The sequence below is a fragment of the Pseudomonas sp. PGPPP4 genome (genome assembly GCF_002256045.1).
GTDB lineage: Bacteria > Pseudomonadota > Gammaproteobacteria > Pseudomonadales > Pseudomonadaceae > Chryseomonas > Chryseomonas oryzihabitans.
The window spans coordinates 24,599-46,505 of record NZ_NKID01000016.1; the positions used below are offsets into that span (position 1 = coordinate 24,599).

Genomic DNA, 21,907 nt, shown 5'->3' on the forward strand with positions numbered 1-21,907 from the left:
GGGAAAGGGCCAGGCGAAAGGCTCAGTGTACGCAAAATCGCGGCAGCGGGGTCAGTCCGCGCGGCGGGTCAGCGCGTCGGCAGGTAACGCGCCAGGGCGGCGTCGAGCTGGTCGGCCGGGATGGGCTTGTCGAACAGATAGCCCTGGCCGATATCGCAGCGATGGTGGCGCAGGAAAGCCAGCTGTTCGGTCGTCTCGATGCCCTCGGCAACCACCTGCAGTCGCAGGTTGTGGGCCATGGCGATCACCGCGGAGGTGATTTCCATGTCGTCCTGGTTGTCCGGAATGTCCTTGATGAAACTCCTGTCGATCTTGATGACGTCGATGGGGAATTTTTTCAAGTAGCTGAGCGACGAATAACCGGTGCCGAAGTCGTCCATCGCGAGGCTCATGCCCAGGCGCTTGAGGGCTTCGAGGGTGTTGCGGGTGGCGTCGGTGGCATCCAGCAGGAGGCTTTCGGTCAGTTCCAGCTCCAGACGCTTGGGCGCGATGCCCTCCTCGTCGAGGATGGTGACGAACGACTGCACCAGGTCGGGATCGGTGAACTGCTTGGGCGACAGGTTGATGGCGATTTGCAGATCGTCGAAGCCGGCGGCGTCGAGGCGGTGCAGCTGGCGGCAGACCTCGCGGATGATCCATTTGCCGATGGGTACGATGAGCCCGGTTTCCTCGGCGATGCTGATGAACTGGTCCGGGCGGATCATGCCCTTTTCCGGGTGCTGCCAGCGGATCAGGGCTTCCAGGCCCAGCAGCTTGGCGCGTTTCAGGCAGACCTTGGGCTGGTAGTGCACCAGCAGTTCGTTCTGCTCCAGGGCCCGGCGCAGGTTGTTCTGCACGAACAGCTTGTTGCTGGCCTCGGCGATCAGCGCCTCGGTGAACACCTGGACCTGATGGCCTCCGGTGGCCTTGGCCCGGTGCAGGGCGAGGCCGGCGTGCTTGATCAGGGTCTGCGGATCGGTCTCGTGCGGTCGCGCGGTGGTCAGACCGATCGAGCAGCTGATCAGGGTCGGGTGGCCTTCCACATAGAGCGGCGGATCTAGGGCCACCAGGGTGTCGCGGGCCAGGCTGTCGGCGGCGACCGCGTCCATGCCTTCGAGCAGCACGGCGAATTCGTTGCTGGCGATGCGAGCGATTAGCGCGCCCTTGCCCAGGGCGCTGCGCAGGCGCCGGGCCAGACCCACCAGCAGCTGGTCGCCGATCCGATGCCCCAGACTGTCGTTGACCCTCTTGAAGTTGTCGACGTCCACCAGCAGCAGTGAGTGTTCGCGACTCGGATTGGACTGCTCCAGGCGGGCTTCCAGGCGGGCGATGAAGTGGCTGCGATTGGCCAGCCCGGTGAGGCTGTCGCGAAACACCAGTTCGTCGTTGTGCTGTTGGGCGAAGCGGGTCTTGCTGGTGTCCTGGAAGATGCCCAGATAGCCCTGCAGGTCGCCATTGGGCTGCTGGATCTTGGATAGCGACAGCTGGCCCCAGTAGCTCTCGCCGTCACGGCGATAGCAGCGCAGTTCACCTTGCCAGCTGTCCTGGTGCGCCAGCCGCTGCCAGGCTTCGTAGAGCAGCTCCCCCCAGTTTTCCAGGGCGGGAAGGGATTCGACGTGCAGCCCCTGCAGCTTGCCGATGGGATAGCCGGTGATCCGCGCGAAGCTGTCGGTGGCGTGCTCCAGGCAACCGCTGGCATCCAGCAGCAGGAAGGCATCGTTGCTGGCTTCCATCACCCGGGTCAGGGGATGGGCGAGTTTGGGCGGGCGCTCCGGTTGCTGGAGCAGGGCAGCCAGGCATTCCGCCAGGCTGCGAGCGAAGATGACGTCCTCGGCTTCCCAGGTGGCCGCTCGGTCACGTCGCAGGCAGAGCAGGCCGGTCAGTTGACCGTCGTGCAGCAGGGCCACGTCCAGCGCCGTTCCGCCTCCGCTGTGGGACGGGTGCAGCACCTGGCTGGCGTCTTCGATCACGCCCTGCTCGCGCAACCGGCGCCGGTGATCGCTGCACAGGGTCGGCAGGCGTTCTTCCTTGCACAGGGTGACGAGGCCATTGCCCTCGTAGCGCCACAGGCTGAGTTCGTCCACGGCAAAGGCGGCCGGGCCCTGGGCGCGCAGCAGCTGCACCAGCTCGTCGTCCACCGGTGCCTGGCGCAGGGCCAGACGGGACAGTTCGAGCAGCAGGGTCTGCCGCGCCTGGGCCATCGCCAGGCGTTGCTGGCTGTGGTCCTGGCTGTCCTGCAGAAGCGCCAGGGTCGAGCGCAGGGCCACGTTATGGGCTTCCCATTCGCCGGCCAGGGCATCGTCGTTCATCACCCGCAGCAGATAGCCGCGCAGCAACGGGCGACCATGGCGCTGCAGACTCTCGCCGACCTCGACGACCTGGCAGGGCGCCGTGGGTGAGTGGAACAGGTAGCGCACCTGATAGCTGCCATGTTCGGCCAGTTGCAGCTGGATGTCTTCGTGCAGCCGATGACGGACGCTGGGCTCCATCAGGCTGGCATAGGGGGCGTCGATGAGCGAGCACAGCGCCTGGGCGGGCAGGCCGAGGCTGGCTTCGCAGCGGGAATCGAGATAGAGCATCGCCCAGGAGGCTTCATTCAGACGCTCGAAACGCAGCAAGCCCAATCGGGCAGGAGCGCTGAGCGCGCCCGCCTGATCGGCTACCGCGGCATCGGCAGCATCGGAGTGAATACTCATGCGAGGGTCCGCGTCCTTGTGAAGACGGAAAGATGTCCTAGGTTTATCGGAAAGGACAGACAAATCATTAATCCTTTTTCCTTTCCGCCTCGCCAGCACGCTGGGATGGCTGTCAGGTTGCCCGATAGGGCCCGGCGCATGCAAGGGGCGGCGCTCGGGGCGCTCATCCTACCTTTTTCCTGGATCTTTCGGTTGATCTGACAGCAAAAACCCCGCGTGAGCGGGGTTTCTGAACTACACCAGGGGACGGTAACGGCCTTCCGTTACCGTCCTGTGGCGGTTTACAGCAGCAGACCGCGGATTTCCGCCAGCAGATCGCCCAGGCGCTTGGTGAAGCGCGCGGCGGCCGCCCCGTTGATCACGCGGTGATCGTAGGACAGCGACAGCGGCAGCATCAGGCGCGGCTGGAAGGCCTTGCCGTCCCAGACCGGCTGCATGCTGGCCTTGGACACGCCGAGGATCGCCACTTCCGGGGCATTGACGATCGGCGTGAAGCCGGTACCGCCGATGTGACCCAGGCTGGAGATGGTGAAGCAGGCGCCCTGCATGTCGTCGCCGCTGAGCTTCTTGGTCCGCGCCTTTTCCGCCAGCTGGGCGGCTTCGGCGGCGAGTTGCAGGAGGCTCTTCTGGTCGACGTTGCGGATGACCGGGACTAGCAGGCCGTCCGGGGTGTCCACGGCGAAGCCGATGTGCACGTACTTCTTGCGGATCACCGCCTTGCCGCTGGGGGCCAGGGAGGCATTGAAGTCCGGCAGTTCCTTGAGCACATGGGCGCAGGCCTTGAGCAGGAACGGCAGGATGGTCAGCTTGACGCCGGCCTTTTCCGCCACGGCTTTCTGGCCGACCCGGAAGGCCTCCAGATCGGTCACGTCGGACTGGTCGAACTGGGTCACGTGGGGCACGTTCAGCCAGCTGCGATGCAGGTTGTTGGCACCGACCTGCATCAGGCGCGTCATCGGCACCTCTTCGATCTCGCCGAACTTGCTGAAGTCCACGGTGGGGATCGGCGGGATGCCGGCACCACCGGTGGCGCCGGCATCCGCGGCCGGAGCCGCCTTGCTCTTCTGCAGCTGATCCTTGACGTAGCCCTGGACGTCTTCCTTGAGGATGCGACCCTTGGGACCGGTCGGGGTGACCTCGCCCAGATCGACGCCGAACTCGCGGGCGACCATACGCACGGCCGGGCCGGCATGGACCTTCTTGCCCTTGCCGGCGGCAGGGGCGCTGGCAGGAGCGGCGGCCTTGGCCGGAGCCTCGGCCTTCTTCTCGGCAGCCGGCGCGCTGGCGGTGTTGCCGGCAGCCGGCTTGGCCGCCTGCTTGGGCGCGGCACCGGCCACCTTCAGGGTCAGGATCAGATCGCCGGTCTTGGCCTGGTCATTGACCTTGATGGCGACGCTTTCCACCACGCCCGCCTTGGGCGCCGGGATTTCCATGCTGGCCTTGTCGGACTCCAGCACGATCAGCGACTGCTCGGCCTTGACCTGATCACCGGCCTTGACCAGCACCTCGATGACGTTGGCACTGCCGGTGGAGCCGATGTCGGGGACCTTGATCTCCTCGACCGATTCACCGGCCGGCTCGGCGGCGGCTTCCTCGTGCAGCTCGGGCTCGGCGGCTTCCTTGGCGGGCTTGTCGCCGGCCTTGGACTCGACGCTCTTGCTCGGCTTGGCATTGGCGGCGCCCTTGAGCACCAGGATCAGATCGCCGGTGCCCACTTCGTCGCCGACCTTGACGGAAACGCTCTCCACCACGCCGGCGGCGGGGGAGGGGATTTCCATGCTGGCCTTGTCGGATTCCAGGGTGATCAGCGTCTGCTCGGCGGCGATGGTGTCGCCGGGCTTGACCGCCACCTCGATGATGCTGGCCTTGCCGCTGGAGCCGATGTCGGGGACATGGATCTCCTGGGCTTCGCCTTCGCCGGCGGACGCCGAAGCGTCCTCGTCGCCGGCCGGCGTCGGGGTTTCGCTTTCCTCGACCTGGGTCTGCTTGGACTCGGCCTTGGGTTCGGCGGCGGGTTCGCTGCCGGTGGCGGCGTCCTCGCCTTCCAGGTCGATCAGCAGATCACCGGTCTTGAGGGTGTCGCCGACCTTGATGTGCAGGGCGGCGATCTTGCCGGCCTTGGGGGCCGGGATCTCCATGCTGGCCTTGTCGGACTCCAGCACCACCAGGCTCTGTTCGGCCTCGACGGTATCGCCGACCTTTACCAGCAGCTCGATGACTTCGCCGTCGCCACTGCCGATGTCGGGTACGCGGATGGTCTCGCTCACAGTTGTTTCCTCTTATCCGTGTGCCGCATCAGCAATCCAGGGGATTGCGCTTCTCGGTGTCGATGCCGAACTTGGTGATGGCGTCGGCCACGACCTTGCGTTCCAGCTTGCCTTGGTTGGCCAGCGCCTGCAGAGCGGCGACGGCGACCCAGCGGCGGTCGACCTCGAAGTGATCACGCAGCTTCTTGCGGCTGTCGCTGCGACCGAAGCCGTCGGTACCCAGCACCTGGAATTCGGTGGGGACCCACTGGCGGATCTGGTCGGCGAACAGCTTCATGTAGTCGGTGGAGGCGATGACCGGACCCTGGCGCTCGCCCAGGCACTGCTCGACATAGGTCAGGCGGCGCTCTTCCAGCGGGTGCAGGCGGTTCCAGCGATCCACGGCCAGGCCTTCACGGCGCAGTTCGTTGAAGCTGGTGACGCTCCAGATGTCGGCGCCGACGCCCATCTCGCGCAGCAGGCCGGCAGCAGCGCGGACCTCGTTGAGGATGGTGCCCGAGCCCAGCAGCTGGACGCGGTGCTTGAAGTCGCCCTTTTCTTCTTCCAGCAGGTACATGCCCTTGATGATGCCGTCCTCGACACCTGCGGGCATGGCCGGCTGCTGGTAGTTCTCGTTCATCACGGTGATGTAGTAGAAGACGCTCTGCTGCAGTTCCATCATCTGATGGATGCCTTCGCGCATGATCACCGCCAGCTCGTAGGCATAGGTGGGATCGTAGCTGCGGCAGTTGGGGATGGTGCCGGCCAGGATGTGGCTGTGACCGTCCTCGTGCTGCAGGCCTTCACCGTTCAGGGTGGTACGGCCGGAGGTGCCGCCCAGCAGGAAGCCGCGGGTCTGGGCATCGCCCGCCGCCCAGGCCAGGTCGCCGATGCGCTGGAAGCCAAACATCGAATAGAAGATGTAGACCGGCAGCATGGGCTGGTTGTAGTTGCTGTAGGCGGTACCGGCGGCGATGAAGGAGGACATGGCGCCGGCTTCGTTGAGGCCTTCCTGGAGGATCTGGCCGTCCTTCTCCTCGCGGTAGTACATCACCTGGTCGCGGTCGACCGGCTCATAGAGCTGGCCGTGGGGCGAGTAGATGCCCAACTGGCGGAACATGCCTTCCATGCCGAAGGTACGGGCTTCGTCGGCGAGGATGGGCACGATGCGCTTGCCCAGGTCCTTGTCCTTGACCAGTTGCGACAGGATCCGGCCAAAGGCCATGGTGGTGGAGATCTCGCGATCGCCGGAGCCGTCCAGTACCGCCTTCAGGGTGTCCAGGGGCGGCGTCGGGATGCTGATGCTGCGGGCGCGACGCTGGGGCAGGTGACCGCCCAGGGATTCGCGACGACTCATCAGGTACTTCATCTCGGCACTGTCGTCGGCCGGACGATAGAAGGGCAGCTCGCTGAGCTGGGAGTCGTTCAGCGGGATGTCGAAGCGATCGCGGAATTTCTTCAGCGACTCCACATCGACCTTCTTGGTGTTGTGCGCGGTGTTCTTGGCTTCGCCCGCACCGGTGCCGTAGCCCTTGATGGTCTTGGCCAGGATGACGGTGGGCTGGCCCTTGTGGTTGACCGCCTGGTGGTAGGCCGCATAGACCTTGTAGGGGTCGTGACCGCCACGGTTGAGCTTCCAGATCTCGTCGTCGGACAGGTCCTCGACCATCTTCAGCAGCTCGGGGTTGGCGCCGAAGAAGTGCTTGCGCACATAGGCACCGTCTTTCGCCTTGTAGTTCTGGTATTCGCCATCGACCACGGCGTCCATGCGCTGCTGCATGCGGCCTTCGGTGTCGCGGGCGAACAGCGGATCCCACATGCGGCCCCAGAGGACCTTGGTGACGTTCCAGTCGGCGCCGCGGAAGATGCCTTCCAGTTCCTGGACGATCTTGCCGTTGCCGCGGACCGGGCCGTCGAGGCGCTGCAGGTTGCAGTTGATGACGAAGATCAGGTTGTCGAGGTTCTCGCGGCCGGCCAGGGAGATGGCGCCCAGGGTTTCCGGCTCGTCGCACTCGCCGTCGCCGATGAAGCACCAGACCTTCTGCTTGCCGGCGGGGATGTAGCCGCGGTTCTCCAGGTACTTCATGAAGCGGGCCTGGTAGATGGCGGTGATCGGACCCAGACCCATGGAGACGGTCGGGAACTGCCAGAAGTCGGGCATCAGGTGCGGGTGCGGGTAGCTCGACAGGCCCTTGCCGTCCACTTCCTGGCGGAAGTTGTTCATCTGGTCTTCGGAGAGGCGGCCTTCCAGGAAGGCACGGGCGTAGACGCCGGGGGAGGCATGGCCCTGATAGTAGATCAGGTCGCCGCCGTGCTCTTCGTTGGGCGCCTTCCAGAAATAGTTGAAGCCGATGTCATAGAGGGTGGCGCTGGAGGCGAAGGTGGAGATGTGGCCACCCAGATCCGGATCCTTGAGGTTGGCGCGCATGACCATCGCCAGGGCGTTCCAGCGAACCAGCGAGCGGATGCGCCGCTCCATGAACAGGTCGCCCGGCATATGGGCTTCCTTGGTCACTGGAATGGTGTTGCGATAGGGGGTGTTGATGGAGTAGGGCAGCTGGGTACCACTGCGGGTAGCCAGTTCGCCCATGCGGGTCATCAGATAATGAACGCGCTCCTCGCCTTCGTGGTCGAGGACGGACTCCAGGGCGTCCAGCCATTCCTGGGTTTCGACGGGATCGAGATCTTGCATGGCTTGCTCCAGGGCGGAAAGGCTTCCAAAATCGGTCGCCTCAGGGTCGCCGCCGGCCTCTTGGGGGCAGCGAAAATTCTTGGATTTATGACCGGACGGTTCCGATCGGCGTGTAGTTTTACTACAAATTCAAATCCGTTTCAGCTCCGAGCTGTAATGCGATAAAAAACAATTCGACGTTTGTCGAACGCGCTGCTCGAGGGCTCGCGAACTCCGAACCGCGGACGTGAAAACGGTTCCCGCTCGGACCAGGTGGTCCGTCGGAATGTCCCTGGCAGGGGGTTCGCGGCAGGGTAGCGGGATTCGACCGTCCCTGCGCAGGACTGCCCATGATACCCCTCCTTCGTCCCGATCTGCCTCCGACTCTCGTCGCATGTGCCGAGCTCGCCGACCGGCGTCTGGCCGATGCCCTGGCCACGCTGCCCGAGGCGGCGACCCGCCAGGCGAACTGGTCCGCGGCGCAACGCGCCGACTGGCGACGGGTGGCTGCCCTCAGCGACTTCGTCGTCGAGCAGTTCTGCCGCCTGCCCGAGCCTTGCCTGGCGCTGGTCGACAGCGGCGATCTGGAGCTGTCGCTGGCGCCGGGGGCCATGGCGCAGCGCCTGCGCGACGCCCTGGCCGACTGTCCGGACGAAGCCGAGCTGGGGCGGCGGCTGCGGCGCTTCCGCACGTTGCAGCAAGTGCGCATCGTCTGGCGCGACCTGACCCGGCGCGCCGATCTGGTGGAGACCTGTCGCGACCTCAGCGACCTGGCCGATGCCTGCATCGACCAGGCCTGCGCCTGGCTGTACGCCCAGCAATGCAGCCAGTTCGGCGTGCCGACCGGACGCCACAGCGGCCAGCCGCAGCAGTTGGTGGTGCTGGGCATGGGCAAGCTTGGCGCGGGGGAGCTGAACCTGTCGTCCGATATCGACCTGATCTTCGCCTATGGCGAGGGCGGGGAGACCCGCGGCGCGCGGCGCGAGCAGGACAACCAGGAATTCTTCACCCGCCTCGGGCAGCGCCTGATCAAGGCGCTGGACGCCGTCACCGTGGACGGCTTCGTCTTTCGCGTCGACATGCGCCTGCGGCCCTATGGCAGCGCCGGTGCCCTGGTGCTGAGCTTTGCCGCCATGGAGCTCTATTACCAGGACCAGGGCCGCGACTGGGAGCGCTACGCCATGATCAAGGCGCGGGTGGTCGGTGGCGACCAGGCCAGCGGCGCCGAGCTGCTGACCCTGCTGCGGCCCTTCGTCTATCGGCGCTATCTGGATTTCTCCGCCATCGAAGCCCTGCGCAGCATGAAGCAGCTGATCCGCCAGGAGGTGCGCCGGCGCGGCATGACCGACAACGTCAAGCTGGGCGCGGGCGGCATTCGCGAAGTGGAATTCATCGCCCAGGCCTATCAGCTGATCCACGGCGGACGCGATCCGGCGCTGCAGCAGCGCCCGCTGCTACGGGTGCTGACCAGTCTGCGCGAGCGCGACTATCTGCCGGCCGCCGCCGAAGCCGAGTTGCGCGAGGGCTATTGCTTCCTGCGCTATGTCGAGCACGGGCTGCAGGCCATCGCCGACCAGCAGACCCAGACCCTGCCGGTGGATCCCCAGGGGCGGGCGCGGGTGGCTTTCCTCATGGGCCATGCCGACTGGGATGAATTCAGCGCGGCGCTCGACGGCTGGCGCAGCCGCATCGACTGGCACTTCCAGCAGACCATCGCCGATCCCGAGGAGGAGACCCAGAGCGCCGAACTGGAAGACAGCTGGCTGCCGCTGTGGGACGACCTGCTCGACCCCGAGGAGTCCCTGGCGCGACTGCGCGAGGCGGGCTTCCAGGCGCCGGAGCAGGCGCTGGAATTGCTGGCCAGCCTGCGCGCCAGTGGTCAGGTGCGCGCCATGCAGCGCGCCGGTCGCGAACGCCTGGATGCCTTCATGCCGCGACTGCTGGATGCGGTCAGCGCCGACGAGCAACCCGATCGGGCGCTGGAGCGGGTGCTGCCGCTGGTGGAGGCGGTGGCGCGACGCTCGGCCTACCTGGTCCTGCTCAGCGAGAATCCGCCGGCCCTGGCGCGGCTGCTGGAACTCTGTGGCGCCAGTGCCTGGGTGGCCGAGCAGATCGCCCGCTATCCGGCGCTGCTCGACGAATTGCTCAACGAAGGGCGGCTCTATCATCCGCCGCAGAAGCCGGAACTGGCCGCCGAGTTGCGCGAGCGCCTGATGCGCCTGCCCGAAGAGGACCTGGAGCAGCAGATGGACGTGCTGCGCCACTTCAAGCGCGCCCACAGCCTGCGGGTGGCGGCGGCGGAGATCGCCGGCAGCCTGCCGCTGATGAAGGTCAGCGACTATCTCACCTGGCTGGCCGAGGTGATCCTCGAAGAGGTGTTCGGCCTGGCCTGGCGCCAGCTGGTGCAGCGCCATGGCACGCCGCAGCGGCGCGACGGTTCGCCCTGTCAGCCGGATTTCGTCATCGTCGGCTATGGCAAGGTCGGGGGCATCGAGCTTGGCCACGGTTCGGATCTCGACCTGGTGTTCATCCACGACGCCGATCCCCTGGCCGAGACCGATGGCGCCAAGCCCATGGATGGCGCCCAGTTCTTCAATCGCCTCGGTCAGCGGATCATCCATCTGCTCACCACCACCACCCCGGTGGGCACCCTCTATGAGGTGGACATGCGCCTGCGGCCGTCCGGCGCGGCGGGGCTGCTGGTGAGTTCGCTGGAGGCCTTCGAGCGCTACCAGCAGAGCGAGGCCTGGACCTGGGAACACCAGGCCCTGGTGCGCGCGCGGGTGGTGGCGGGTTGCCCGCGGCTGGGCGAGCGCTTCGACGTGGTGCGGGCGCGCATCCTCGGTCGGCAAAGAGAGGTGGCGACCCTGCAGGCCGACGTGGCCGGCATGCGCGACAAGATGCTCGACAACCTCGGCACCGCGCTGACCGCCGGCGGACTGGGGCCGAACGCGCGCCGGCCGGAGCAGCTGTTCGACCTCAAGCAGGATGCCGGCGGTATCGTCGATATCGAATTTATGGTCCAATATGCCGTTCTGGCCTGGTCGTGGCAGCATCCCGAATTGCTGCGTTTTCCCGACAACATCCGCATCCTGGAATCCCTCGAAGCGGCTGGTCTGGTACCGGCCACGGACGCCATTGCCCTGCGCGAAGCCTACAAGGCCTACCGCGCCGCGCTGCACCGCCTGGTCTTGCAGAAGCAGCCGGGCAAGGTGCCGGCCGACGGCTTTCTCGCCGAGCGCGACGAAGTACGCCGTATCTGGCACGGCCTGGGGCTGGACACGCCGTCCGGCAATCCGGCCACCTTTTAGGCCGTCATCAGTAAGGAGAGGCAAGATGTCGATGTCCGTGCGCGAGCTTTCGATCAGGCCGGGCCTGAGGGAGTGGGAGTCGGCCACCCGTTAGGTGCCGATCGCCTTCCAGCATGAATATTCTGATCATCGGACCCAGTTGGGTCGGCGACATGGTGATGGCGCAGACCCTCTTCGTCTGCCTCAAGCGCCAGCACCCCGACTGCCAGATCGACGTACTCGCTCCCGAGTGGAGTCGCCCGCTGCTCGAGCGCATGCCCGAGGTGCGCGAAGCCCTGAGCTTTCCCCTCGGCCACGGCGCCTTCGAGCTGGCCACCCGCCGGCGCATCGGCCAGCAGCTGCGCGGTCGCTATGACCAGGCGATCCTCCTGCCCAACTCGCTGAAGTCGGCGCTGGTGCCCTATTTCGCCGGCATCCCCAAGCGCACCGGCTGGCGCGGCGAGATGAGATTCGGCTTGCTCAACGACATCCGCACCCTGGACAAGGCCCGCTATCCGCTGATGATCGAGCGCTTCATGGCGCTGGCCCATGCGCCCGGTGCCGAGTTGCCCAAACCCTATCCCGAGCCGCGCCTGGCCATCGATCCGGCCAGCCGCGGCGCCGCCCTGGAACGCTTCGGCCTGAGTCTGGACCGGCCGGTGCTGGCGCTCTGTCCGGGCGCCGAGTTCGGCGAGGCCAAGCGCTGGCCGGCCGAGCACTATGCCGCCGTGGCCGATGCACGGCTGCGCCAGGGCTGGCAGGTCTGGCTGTTCGGCTCGCAGAAGGATGCCCCGGGCGGTGAAGAGATCCGCGAATGGGTCACCCCCGGCTTCGAAGAAGATGTCTGCAACCTCGCCGGGCGCACCTCCCTGGCCGAGGCCATCGATCTGCTGTCTTGCGCGAGCGCCGTGATCAGCAACGATTCCGGTCTGATGCACGTGGCCGCCGCCCTGGATCGCCCGCTGGTGGCGGTCTATGGCTCCACCTCGCCCGGCTTTACGCCGCCGCTGGCCAGTCAGGTCGAGGTGGTGCGCCTGGGGCTGGAGTGCAGTCCCTGCTTCGACCGCACCTGTCGCTTCGGTCACTACGACTGCCTGCGCCTCTTGCAGCCGAGCCTGGTGCAGGACGCCCTCGGTCGTCTGGTCGCCGATCCGGTCGAGGTGAGCTAGATGCGCGTGCTGCTGGTCAAGACCTCGTCCCTCGGCGATGTCATCCATACCCTGCCGGCGCTGACCGATGCGGCGCGGGCCATCCCCGGCATCTGCTTCGACTGGGTGGTGGAGGAGGGCTTCGCCGAGATCCCCGCCTGGCACCCGGCCGTGAGCCAGGTGATCCCGGTGGCCCTGCGGCGCTGGCGCAAGCAGCCCTTTTCCGCCTGGGCCAGTGGCGAGTGGGGCGAATTCAAGAGCCGGGTGCGCGAGCAGCGCTATGACCGGGTGATCGATGCCCAGGGCCTGCTCAAGAGCGCCTGGCTGACCCGCTATGCCGAGGCGCCGGTGGCTGGTCTCGATCGCAATTCCGCGCGCGAGCCCCTGGCCAGCCGCTTCTATGACGAACGCTATCACGTGGCCAAGGGGCAGCATGCCCTGGAGCGGATCCGTCAGCTGTTCGCCCAGGCGCTGGACTATCCGCTGCCGGCCGGCGTGGGCGACTACGGCCTGGATCGGCAACGCCTGGCCGGTCCCAACGAGACGCCCTATGTGGTCTTCCTGCATGGCACCACCTGGGTCAGCAAGCACTGGCCCGAGGCCCACTGGCGCGAATTGGCCGAACGCATGAGCCGGCTGGACTGGCCGGTGCGGCTGCTGTGGGGCAACGAGGCGGAGCACGCCCGGGCCGAACGCATCGCCGACGGCCTGGATGGCGTCCAGGTGCTACCGCGCCTGAATCTCGCCGGGGTGGCCAAGGTGCTGGCCGGCGCCCGGGCCTGCGTGGCGGTGGATACCGGTCTCGGCCATCTGGCCGCCGCCCTGGACGTGCCCACCGTTTCGCTCTATGGCCCGACCAGTCCGAAGAAGGTCGGCGCCTATGGCCGCTCCCAGGTGCACCTGAGCGCGGTGGGCCTGGATGGTACCGACGAGCCGCGCGATCAGCCCGCCGCGAGTCTGGCCGCCCTGACCCCGGAGCGGGTCGAACTGGAACTGGAAACCCTGCTGTTGGAAGACCTCCCCGCATGACCCTGGCTTTCGTGCTCTACAAGTACTTTCCCTTTGGCGGCCTGCAGCGGGACTTCCTGCGCATCGCCCAGGAGTGCCAGCGCCGCGGCCATGCCATACGCGTCTACACCCTGATCTGGGAAGGCCCGGTACCGGAGGGCTTCGATGTGCGGGTGGCCAGGGTCAGCGCCCTGTTCAATCACCGGCGCAACGAGAAATTCCACGCCTGGCTGCAGGCCGACCTCGCCCGCGATCCGGTGGACCGGGTGATCGGCTTCAACAAGATGCCGGGGCTGGACGTCTACTACGCCGCCGACCCCTGTTTCGAGGACAAGGCCCAGACCCTGCGTAATCCGCTCTATCGCCAGTGGGGTCGCTATCGCCACTTCGCCGAATACGAGCGGGCGGTGTTCGCGCCCGAGTCCTCCACCGAGATCCTGATGATCTCCGAGGTGCAGCAGCCGCTGTTCGTCAAGCACTACGGCACGCCGGCGCCGCGCTTCCACCTCTTGCCGCCGGGCATCGCCGCCGACCGCCGCGCGCCGGCCAATGCCGCGGAGATCCGCGTCGACTTCCGCCGCGAATTCGGCCTGGAGGAGGGCGAGCTGCTGCTGGTGCAGATCGGTTCCGGCTTCAAGACCAAGGGCCTGGATCGCAGCTTGCGCGCCCTGGCCTCCCTGCCCAGGGAGTTGCGCAAGCGCACCCGGCTGTTCGCCATTGGCCAGGACGATCCCAAGCCCTTCCTGCTGCAGGCCAAGGCCCTGGGCGTGAGCGATCGCGTCCAGATCCTCAAGGGGCGCAGCGACATCCCGCGCTTCCTGCTTGGCGCCGATCTGCTGATCCACCCGGCCTACAACGAGAACACCGGCACCGTGCTGCTGGAGGCGCTGGTCGCCGGGCTGCCGGTGCTGGTCACCGACGTCTGCGGCTATGCCCACTACATCGACGAGGCCCGCGCCGGCGAGGTGGTGCCGTCGCCCTTCGCCCAGGAGACCCTGGACCGGATGCTGGCCGAGCTGCTGGCCGATCCCGAGCGCCGCGCGGTGCAGGGGCGCAACGGCCTGGCCTTCGCCGACAGCGCCGATCTCTATTCGCTGCCCGAGCGCGCCGCCGATGTCATCCTGGGGGTGGCATGACCCTGGAATTGCGTGAGCCCTTCGCCAGCCTCTGGGCCGGCCAGGATCCCTTCGTCGCCGTGGAGGCCCTGCAGGGTCAGGTCTATCGCGAACTGGATGGCCGCCGCACCCTGCGCACCGAGGTGGCCGGGCGGGGCTACTTCGTCAAGATCCACCGTGGCATCGGCTGGGGCGAGATCGCCAAGAATCTGCTGCAGGCCAAGCAGCCGGTGCTGGGCGCGCGCCAGGAATGGCAGGCCATCGAGCGGCTGCATCAGGTTGGCGTGCCGACCATGACCGCCGTGGCCTTTGGCGAGCGCGGCGCCAATCCGGCGACCCAGCACTCCTTCATCATCACCGAAGAGCTGGCGCCCACCGTCAGTCTCGAAGACTTCAGCCTCGACTGGGTCCGCCAGCCGCCCGAGCCGGCGCTCAAGCGGGCGCTGATCGCCGAGGTGGCGCGCATGACCGGCGCCATGCACCGGGCCGGCGTCAACCATCGCGACTGCTACATCTGCCATTTCCTGCTCGACACCGCCCAGCCGGTCACCGTGGCCAATCTGCGACTCTGGCTGATCGACCTGCACCGCGCCCAGTGCCGCACCCAGGTGCCGCGGCGCTGGCGCGACAAGGACCTGGCCGGGCTGTATTTCTCCGCCCTGGGCATCGGCCTGACGCGGCGCGACTTCCTGCGCTTCCTGCGCGGTTACTTCCAGCGCCCGCTGCGCGAGATCCTGCGCGACGAGGCCCCGCTGCTGGCGCGGTTGGAACGCAAGGCCGCCGCCTTGCTGGAGCGCAAGGAACGCTACGGGGACCGGCTCTGATGGCTGACTGGCGCATCGATTCCAGCGTCGCCCACCTGCCCGAATTCGCGACCCTGGACGCGGTGTTCGCCCTGACCGGCGAACGCCTGACCAGCGATCCGCTGTCGGAAGTGGTGCGCATCGAGCGCGACGGCATCCGCTACTACGTCAAGCGCTACCACGGCGCCGGCAAGGGGCTGCGGCGCTATGTCGGGCGGCCGCGGGTCAAGGCCGAGTGGCAGAATCTCAAGCGCTTCGCCAAGTGGGGCATCGCCACCGCGCCGGTGGTGGCCTGGGGGATGGAGCGTTCGCCCCGGGGATTCACCCGCGGCGCCATGATCACCCGCGAGATTCCCGACACCCTGGATCTCGCCGAACTGGCCCGGCGCGAGGATCCACGGCTGCGCGACCGGGTCTGGGTGGACAACGTCAGCCGCCAGCTGGCCGCGGCCACCCGCACCCTGCACGACCACCATTTCGTCCACAACGATCTCAAGTGGCGCAACCTGCTGGTGGATGGCCAGGGCGTGCTCTATTTCATCGATTGCCCGGCCGGCGCCTTCTGGGTCGGCCACTGGCTGCGCTGGCGCATCGTCAAGGACCTGGCCTGCCTGGACAAGGTCGCCAAGTACCAGCTGTCGCGCACCCAGCGCCTCAGGTTCTATCTGCAATACCGCGGTCGCGCGCGCCTCAGCGACAACGACAAGGGGCGCATCCGCGAGGTGCTGGACTATTTCAAGGGGCGGGAATGAACGAGGTATGGGCGGCCGAGGATCGGGCCGTGCTGGCCGACCAGGGCCTGGACAGCTTCGCGGCGCTGTGGGCGCTGGAGCTGACCGCGGTGGACGAACCCAACCAGGGGCGCGGCGGCTTCAGCCAGGTGTTTCGCCTGGACGTCGCCGGTCATGGCTACTACCTCAAGCGCCAGCGCGACTACCTGACCCGGACCCTGGCCCGCCCGCTGGGCGAGCCGACCTTCGCCCGCGAGAGTCGCAACATCCGCCGCTACGCCGAGCTCGGCATCCCGGCGCTGGAGCTGGCCTATTACGGCGAGCGCCGCGACGACCAGGGCTGGCGCGCCATCCTGCTGACCCGGGCGCTGGATGACTGGCGCGATCTGGACAGCTGGCTGCGGGTCTGGCCGCATCTGTCGCCGGACGAGCGCCAGGCGGTGCTGGTCGCCGTCGGCGAACTGGCCCGCCAGCTGCACGGCGCCGGCCAGGTGCACGGCTGCTTCTATCCCAAGCATCTGTTCCTGCAGCGCCAGGGCGAAGGCCTGGTCGCGCGGCTGATCGATCTGGAAAAGACCCGGCCGCTGCTGTTCGGCCGGCGCGATCGCCTGCGCGATCTCGAACCCCTGCTGCGCCGCGCGCCGCAATGGAGTGAATCGGACATCGCCCGCCTGCTGGCGAGCTATCTGGACCAGCCGCTGGACAGCGCCGCCGTGCGGGACTGGAGCCAGCGTCTGGCCGGGCGTCGCCGCCACAAGGAGCGCAAGGCATGACCCTGGAGCAACTGGCCAGGGCCGGCCGCGCGCCAGCCCTGCCGCTGCGCATCGAACTGCCCGGTGGCGAACTGGAAGTGCTGTCGCTGCTCCGGGTGCTGCCTGGTCAGCGCTATGTCGGCGAGGCGCGCTGGCAGGGCCGGCGGGTGCTGGCCAAGCTGCTGGTCGGCGAGCGCGCGAGCCGGCAATTCGCCCGCGAGCGCGAGGGCTGTCGCCTGCTGGCGGCCGCCGCAGCGCCGACTCCCGCGCTGCTGGACAGCGGCGAGGCGGGCGGGCAGGGCGCCTGGCTGCTGTTCGACTTCATCGAGGCGGCGCCCAGCGTCGAGCAGATCTGGCAGCCGCTCGCCACCGAACCGCCCCTCTCGCCAGCTCAGGATGCCTTGCTCGGCGCCGCCCTCGCCACCCTGGCGCGGCTGCATGCCCAGGGCCTCTGGCAGGCCGATCTGCACCTGGACAACCTGCTGGTCAAGGACGGCGCCGCCCTGGTCATAGACGCGGCGGACATCCAGGCCGAGACGGTCGGCCAGCCGCTGTCCCAGGCGCGGGTGCAGGAGAATCTGGCGGTGTTCTTCGCCCAGTTGCCGGCCGCCCTGGATGCCCAGCTGGAAGAGCTGCTGATCCACTACCTGCTGGTCAACGCCGAGCACGCCCTGCGCCTCGACGCCCTGCTGGCGCGCACCGCCGAGATTCGCCGCTGGCGCCTGGCCGACTACCTCAAGAAGAGCGGTCGGGAGTGCACCCTGTTCGCCGTCACCCGCAGCGCCTTCGGCCTGATCGCCGTGCGCCGCCCCTGGCTAGCCAAGCTCGAAGGCCTGCTGGCCGATCCCGATGCCGCCCTGGCTGGCCTGCCGACCTTCAAGGACGGCGGCGCCGCCACCGTGGCCCGGCTGCAGTGGCAGGGCCAGGACCTGGTGCTCAAGAGATACAACATCAAGGGCTTCGGCCACTGGCTGACGCGCTTCTGGCGACCGAGCCGAGCCTGGCACAGCTGGCGCGAAGGCCATCGCCTGCGGTTCCTCGGCATTCCCACCCCCGAGCCCCTGGCCGTGCGCGAGCGACGCTTCCTCGGTCTGCGCGGTCGCGCCTATCTGGTCACGCCCTTCGTCGACGGGCCCAATCTGCTGGAGCGTTTCGCCCCCTATGTGGATTCCGCACCGCCGGCGGCCGAGCTGGACGCCCTGCTGGCGCTGGTCGCGGCCCTGCGCCGCGAGCGCCTCGGTCATGGCGACTTCAAGGGCACCAACCTGATCTGGCACGACGGCCGCTGGCTGGTGATCGACCTCGACGCCCTGCAGGCCCACGGCAGCGACAGCGCCTATGCCAGTGCCTATGCCCGCGACCGTGCCCGCTTGCTGCGCAACTGGCCGGCCGACAGCGCCCTGCACCGGTTGCTCGACGAGCGCCTGCCGCCGGCTTGAGCGAAGCGCCGCCATCTGTACCGGGGCTGAATCGCCGTGCGCTAAGCCCCGCTCCGGCGTGCGGCCATTACCCGTGGCCTGCCTGAACGGCTATAATTCGCCGTTTTTGAGGCGAGGCGGGCCTGCAGCGGCCTCGCGAAACCCCGGCGAACTCCCCTGGCTTCGCCCTGTACAGAGGCTTTACCTGTGTCCCTGACCGTCCTTGGCCTGTCCGGCGCCCTCAGCCACGATCCCTCCGCCGCGCTCTATATCGACGGCAAGCTGATCGCCGCGGTGGAAGAAGAACGCTTCGTACGCGACAAGCATGCCAAGAATCGCATGCCCTACGAGTCGGCCAAGTTCTGCCTGGAACAGGCCGGGATCACCCCCGCCGACGTCGACGTGGTGGCCATTCCCTATGCGCCCATCAGCCTCTTCGGCGTAGCCCGCTGGCACTACGCCAAGCGCTATGCCTACGCGCCGGATCGCGCCCTGGACGCCATCCTGTTCGGCAATCGCCGCTATCACCGCTACCAGAAGCGCATCGAGTGGTGCCTGGTGCAGCTCGGCTTCGACCTCAAGAAGGTCAAGCTGGAAGCCGTCGAGCACCACCTGGCCCACGCCTCCAGTGCCTATCACTGCTCGGGCTTCAGCGAAAAGACCGCGATCCTCGGCATCGACGGCAAGGGCGAGTACGCCACCACCTTCTTCGGCTACGGCGAGAACGGCAAGATCCACAAGATCAAGGAGTTCTACGACCCGGACTCCCTGGGCGGCCTCTATGGCGCCCTCACCGAATTTCTCGGCTTCGAGATGCTCGACGGCGAATTCAAGGTCATGGGCATGGCGCCCTATGGCGATGCCAGCAAGTACGATTTCTCGCGCCTGGCGAAATTCGAGAACGGCGAGCTGATCATCAACACCGACTACGCCAACGTCATCGGTTTCCGCCGCTACAAGGAAAAGGGCAAGGGCTACTACTTCTCGCCCAAGCTGATCGAGTGGCTGGGACCCAAGCGCGAAGGCGACATCGCCGACGATCCCTACATCCACTATGCCGCCAGCATGCAGGCACTGTTCGAGAAGCTGGCGCTGGAGATGATGGACTACTACCTGGGCGACATCATCCGCCAGACCGGTAAAATCGCCTTTGCCGGCGGCTGCGCGCTCAACGTCAAGCTCAACCAGAAGATCATCGCCCGTCCCGAGGTCAAGGAGCTGTTCGTCCAGCCGGCTTCGGGGGATGCCGGCACCGCCGTCGGCGCCGCCGCCTACGTCTCCCATGCCCGCGGCGTACCGGTGGAGAAGATGGAGCACGTCTATCTCGGCCCCGGCTACAGCAACGAAGACGTCATCGCCGCCTGCGCCCGCCATCCCAACGCACCCAAGTGGGAGCGGATCGACGACATGCCCCAGCGCATCGCCGAGATCATGGTGGCCGGCAATCCGGTGGCCTGGTTCCAGGGTCGCCTGGAGTTCGGTCCGCGCGCCCTGGGCGGTCGCTCCATCATCGGCTGCCCCAGCGTGCCGGGCGTGGCCGATCGCATCAACGCCCAGATCAAGTTCCGCGAGCGCTGGCGGCCGTTCTGCCCGTCCATGCTCGACACCGTGGCGCCGCAGATGCTCAAGGTCGATCATCCCTCGCCCTTCATGACCTTTACCTTCGAGGTCAACGAAGAGTGGAAGAGCCGGGTACCCGAGGTGGTCCACGAAGACGGCACCTCCCGCGCCCAGGTGCTGGAGCGCCGGCACAATCCGCGCTGGTACGACCTCATGGTCGAGCTGGAGAAGCTCACCGGCAACGGCGTGTCCCTCAACACCTCGCTCAATCGCCGCGGTGAACCCATGGTCTGCTCGCCCACCGACGCCCTGAACATGTTCTTCGGCTCGGATCTGCAGTATCTGATCATGGAAGACATCCTGGTGGTCAAGGAGGGGGCTGGCGTATGACGCGTTCCGCCGAACCGCGGGTGCTGCAGTTCTGTCACGGCTACGACGGTCCCTTCCTCGACTGCGCCCGCCAGACCGCCAGCCTCTTCGCGGGCAGCGGCTATCGCGTCACCACGGTCTTTCTCACCGGCACCGCCGATGCCGAGGTGGCCGCCGGCTGCGGCAGCGACGAGGTGCTGTTCCTGGAGTACTCCTCCCGGGACGTGCGCGGACTCAAGCTCGGCGCCATCCAGGCGCTGCGCGAGATCGTCCGCTCGCGGGGCATCCGCTTCGTCATCGCCCATCGCTTCAAGCCGATCTGGATCGCCTGCCTGGCCACCAATCTGCCGGTGATCGGCGTGCACCATGCCTTTGGCGACTACGACCGGCTCGGCCGGCGGCTGTTCGCCAAGCTGATGAACAAGCGCCTGACCCTGCTGGGCGTCTCCGACGCGGTGCGCGACGAATTGCGCCTGCGCCTCAAGGACTGGCCGGCCGAGCGCATCGAGACCCTCTACAACCGCCTGGACGTCGAGGCGGTGGAGCGCGAACTCCTGCCGGCCGATCAGGCCCGCGCCGAGCTCAAGCTGCCCCATGACGCCTGGATCGTCGGCAACGTCGGTCGCCTGCATCCGGACAAGGACCAGGCCACGCTGCTGCGCGGCTTCGCCGCCGCCCTGCCGAATCTGCCGGCCAATGCCCTGCTGGCGATTCTCGGCAAGGGCCGCCTGGAAGAAGACCTCAAGGACCTGGCCCGCGAATTGGCCATCGCCGACCGGGTGCTGTTCCTCGGCCAGGTGGAAGGCGCCCGGCGCTATTTCAAGGCCTTCGACGTCTTCGCCCTGAGTTCGGACCACGAGCCCTTCGGCATGGTCCTGCTGGAAGCCATGGCTGCCGGTGTCCCCCTGATCGCCACCTCCTGCGGCGGCGCCCGGGAGATCGTCGAAGGCGTGGGCTTCCTCTTTCCCCTGGGCGACGCCGAGGCCCTGGGCCAGGGTTTGCAGCATCTGGGCCGCCTGGCGCCGAGCCAGAGACGCGCCTGCGTGCAGCACATGCGCGAGCGCCTGGCCGAACGCTTCTCCGACGAGGCCGTGCGCCGCGACTTCTGGCGGCTGCCGATGGTCGCCGCCTTCAAGGCCCCGGCGCCGTGAAAGTCCTGTTCCTGGTCCAGAAGGAGCAACGCATCCTGCTGGACCACTTCTATGCCAGCATCGCCGCCCATTGCGACTGCGACCTGCGCTGGCTGAGCGACGAGGAACAGGCCGATCTGCGCGGCTATTTCCGCCGCGCCGTGCCCCAGCCCGAGCAATACGACCGCATCCTGCTGTTTCTACGATTCAAGAAGCAGCTCAAGCAGATCCCCTTCATCCGCAGCCTGCCCAATCTGGTGGAGCTGGAACACGACGCCTACCAAAATTTCATTCCCTGCAAGTACACCGGCAAATTCAGCCGCTACTACCGGGCCATGCCCCACGTCCGGGTGCTGGTTTCCGGCGCCGGGGTGGCGCGGCGGCTGCAGGAGGAGGGGATCGACGCCCACTTCGTGCCCAAGGGCTACGATGACAGTCGCCTGCGCGACCTGGGTGTCGAGCGCGACATCGAACTGGGCTTCGTCGGCAGCCTGGGCAGCGTGGCCTACAGCGGCCGCAAGCAGCTGCTGGAAGACCTGGCCAGGGTCGAGCCGCTGCTGATCACCAAGACCCGCTCGGGTGACGAATACCTGCAGACCCTCAACCGCATCCGCTTCTTTGTCGGCGCCGATGTCGGGATGGGCGAATACATGATCAAGAACTTCGAGGCCATGGCCTGCGGCTGCGTGCTCTTCACCTATGACCAGGGCGAAGAAGAGAACCGGGCGCTGGGCTTTGAGGATGGCGTCAACGTGGTGCTCTATCGCTCGCTGGACGAATTGCGCGAGAAACTCGCCCGGCTGCGAAGCGATCCGGCGCACGCGACGGCCATCGCCAGGGCGGGAGAGGCCCTGGCGCGTCACTCTTTCGCCTTCGGCCACTTGGGTGAGCGCATCGTTTCGGCTATAACCCCAGCGCTGCGACCGGCCGTCGCACCGGGGTTCCTGCATCGCCTGCTGGGCTTGCTGGGACGCTGATGCGCCGCGCAAGG

General features: G+C 67.2%; 14 protein-coding genes. 11 read left to right on the forward strand and 3 right to left on the reverse strand.

The window, feature by feature from the left end; genetic code table 11:
• Positions 1-68: 68 nt before the first annotated feature.
• From CFE50_RS20875 to aceE, 3 genes are all read right to left on the reverse strand, one after another.
• Entirely contained in the window at positions 69-2,675 is a 2,607-nt protein-coding gene (locus CFE50_RS20875) for a putative bifunctional diguanylate cyclase/phosphodiesterase (protein ID WP_286737120.1), read from the reverse strand.
• Between the two features lie 281 nt (positions 2,676-2,956).
• The gene (aceF, locus tag CFE50_RS20880; RefSeq protein ID WP_286737121.1) at positions 2,957-4,942 is read right to left on the reverse strand and encodes a dihydrolipoyllysine-residue acetyltransferase; all 1,986 of its coding nucleotides are present in this window, start codon (positions 4,940-4,942) and stop codon (positions 2,957-2,959) included.
• 28 nt (positions 4,943-4,970) lie between these two features.
• Positions 4,971-7,613: a pyruvate dehydrogenase (acetyl-transferring), homodimeric type gene (gene aceE / locus CFE50_RS20885; RefSeq protein ID WP_007161948.1), complete on the reverse strand. Its 2,643-nt coding sequence runs from the start codon at positions 7,611-7,613 to the stop codon at positions 4,971-4,973.
• A gap of 329 nt (positions 7,614-7,942) precedes the next feature.
• Between aceE and glnE the strand changes: the two genes are divergently transcribed.
• The 11 genes from glnE to CFE50_RS20940 all read left to right on the forward strand — a co-directional run bounded on the left by glnE (position 7,943) and on the right by CFE50_RS20940 (position 21,893).
• Entirely contained in the window at positions 7,943-10,903 is a 2,961-nt protein-coding gene (glnE, locus tag CFE50_RS20890) for a bifunctional [glutamate--ammonia ligase]-adenylyl-L-tyrosine phosphorylase/[glutamate--ammonia-ligase] adenylyltransferase (protein WP_241809686.1), read from the forward strand.
• Positions 10,904-11,016: 113 nt separating this feature from the next.
• Positions 11,017-12,051, forward strand: a complete 1,035-nt coding sequence (gene waaF / locus CFE50_RS20895; RefSeq protein WP_241809685.1) for a lipopolysaccharide heptosyltransferase II — start codon at positions 11,017-11,019, stop codon at positions 12,049-12,051.
• Positions 12,052-13,059 carry a lipopolysaccharide heptosyltransferase I gene (waaC, locus tag CFE50_RS20900; RefSeq protein WP_007161951.1) on the forward strand — a complete coding sequence of 336 codons (1,008 nt, stop codon included), beginning with the start codon at positions 12,052-12,054 and terminating at the stop codon, positions 13,057-13,059. It begins immediately after the preceding gene.
• The gene (locus CFE50_RS20905; protein ID WP_286737122.1) at positions 13,056-14,174 is read left to right on the forward strand and encodes a glycosyltransferase family 4 protein; all 1,119 of its coding nucleotides are present in this window, start codon (positions 13,056-13,058) and stop codon (positions 14,172-14,174) included. The genes waaC and CFE50_RS20905 overlap by 4 nt, the downstream gene beginning before the upstream one ends.
• Complete coding sequence (rfaP, locus tag CFE50_RS20910) at positions 14,171-14,977, forward strand: lipopolysaccharide core heptose(I) kinase RfaP (protein WP_286737123.1); 807 nt, start codon at positions 14,171-14,173, stop codon at positions 14,975-14,977. The genes CFE50_RS20905 and rfaP overlap by 4 nt, the downstream gene beginning before the upstream one ends.
• Entirely contained in the window at positions 14,977-15,708 is a 732-nt protein-coding gene (locus CFE50_RS20915) for a lipopolysaccharide kinase InaA family protein (RefSeq protein WP_027598552.1), read from the forward strand. Before rfaP ends, CFE50_RS20915 begins: the two co-directional genes overlap by 1 nt.
• Positions 15,705-16,460 carry a lipopolysaccharide kinase InaA family protein gene (locus tag CFE50_RS20920; RefSeq protein ID WP_241809682.1) on the forward strand — a complete coding sequence of 252 codons (756 nt, stop codon included), beginning with the start codon at positions 15,705-15,707 and terminating at the stop codon, positions 16,458-16,460. Before CFE50_RS20915 ends, CFE50_RS20920 begins: the two co-directional genes overlap by 4 nt.
• Entirely contained in the window at positions 16,457-17,878 is a 1,422-nt protein-coding gene (locus CFE50_RS20925; RefSeq protein WP_286737124.1) for a lipopolysaccharide kinase InaA family protein, read from the forward strand. The genes CFE50_RS20920 and CFE50_RS20925 overlap by 4 nt, the downstream gene beginning before the upstream one ends.
• Before the next feature lie 186 nt (positions 17,879-18,064).
• A complete protein-coding gene (locus tag CFE50_RS20930) occupies positions 18,065-19,807 on the forward strand; it encodes a carbamoyltransferase family protein (protein WP_286737125.1) in 1,743 nt (580 codons plus the stop codon).
• Entirely contained in the window at positions 19,804-20,937 is a 1,134-nt protein-coding gene (locus tag CFE50_RS20935; RefSeq protein ID WP_241809680.1) for a glycosyltransferase, read from the forward strand. The genes CFE50_RS20930 and CFE50_RS20935 overlap by 4 nt, the downstream gene beginning before the upstream one ends.
• Positions 20,934-21,893: a glycosyltransferase family protein gene (locus CFE50_RS20940; RefSeq protein ID WP_286737126.1), complete on the forward strand. Its 960-nt coding sequence runs from the start codon at positions 20,934-20,936 to the stop codon at positions 21,891-21,893. Before CFE50_RS20935 ends, CFE50_RS20940 begins: the two co-directional genes overlap by 4 nt.
• The last annotated feature ends 14 nt before the right edge of the window (positions 21,894-21,907 follow it).